Genomic DNA, 1,026 nt, shown 5'->3' with positions numbered 1-1,026 from the left:
GCTGGATTCAAAATTCAAGTGCAACACCTTGGTCTATAGCGAAGGCCTCCAAAGGGGTTAGGAACCCGAGGCATTTTCGAGGAGTGGTGTTGTAGGTCCATATGATGTCGTCGATGTCATTGTCGCTCCATTTGCTGATCCTGGTTTTTCTTGGCAGGCTGCGGCGGAGGACGCCGTTGGCATTCTCAACAGAGCCGCGCTGCCATGGGCTGTGCGGGTCGCAAAAATAAGCCTGCAAGGGGAGTTTCTGGTGAGCATAGAACTCACCCCCATTGTCAAAGGTTATGGTTTTTCTGGTTATCTCCGGGACATGCAGCAGGATCGACGTCATGGTGTTTGCCGTTGTTTCCGCCTTGCGGTCAGGCAGCTTTCGGGCCAACAGCAAGCGGCTTTTGCGTTCAGTCATGGTCAGGAGCACTTCGCGCTGGCCGCCAAACAGCATCAGATCACCTTCCCAATGGCCGGGCTCGCTGCGCTCATTGGCGGCCTCTGGCCGTTCATGGATAGACATCCTGTTCGGGATTGGTGGCAGCCGCATGGTCTTTCTCGCCCGGCGCCCACGTCGTGACTTGCCATAGGGCAGAAGCTTGTGCGCCCCCTCCCGTCGGCCCGCCTGGCTGTGTGCCCAGGCATAGATTGTCTCAACGCTCACCCTGTGCGATGATCCCTCCCGTCGCAGCCTGCCGACGATCTGTTCCGGTGATCGTTCCATTGCAAGGCTTTCAAGGATATGGCTCTTCAGCGGGCTGCGGCGTTCAATCTTGCTGCCCCGCAGACGCCGGGCCCAGGACATGCGATCCGCGCTTGAGGGTTTGTATCCGGATCGAGGCAGACTGTTTCTCCGTATCTCGCGCCCGATGGTGGACGGGTGCCGACCAAGACGGCGGGCAATCCCGTTTTGAGATATACCCTCTGCGCGCAGACGGTATATCTCACAGCGTTCTTCCAGGCTGATCTGACTGTAATATTGTTCCATTGCAATCCCAACTTAATCGTTGGGTGTTGCACTTGGTTCTAGAATCTAGC

General features: G+C 56.9%; 1 protein-coding gene. It reads right to left on the bottom strand.

The annotated features are described in order from the left end of the window. Positions 1 to 7: 7 nt before the first annotated feature. Positions 8 to 976 (bottom strand): IS30 family transposase, encoded by a 969-nt coding sequence (locus THS27_RS26270; protein ID WP_085595963.1) that lies wholly within the window; start codon positions 974 to 976, stop codon positions 8 to 10. Positions 977 to 1,026 lie beyond the last annotated feature (50 nt).

Origin of the sequence: Thalassospira sp. MCCC 1A01428, from assembly GCF_002115825.1 — a bacterium.
Lineage (GTDB): Bacteria > Pseudomonadota > Alphaproteobacteria > Rhodospirillales > Thalassospiraceae > Thalassospira.
This window is presented reverse-complemented; position numbering and strand designations above follow the sequence as displayed.

Bases quoted from the DNA above. Each gene is read 5' to 3' on its own strand.
- THS27_RS26270 (WP_085595963.1), bottom strand. From the start codon at position 976: ATGGAACAATATTACAGTCAGATCAGCCTGGAAGAACGCTGTGAGATA.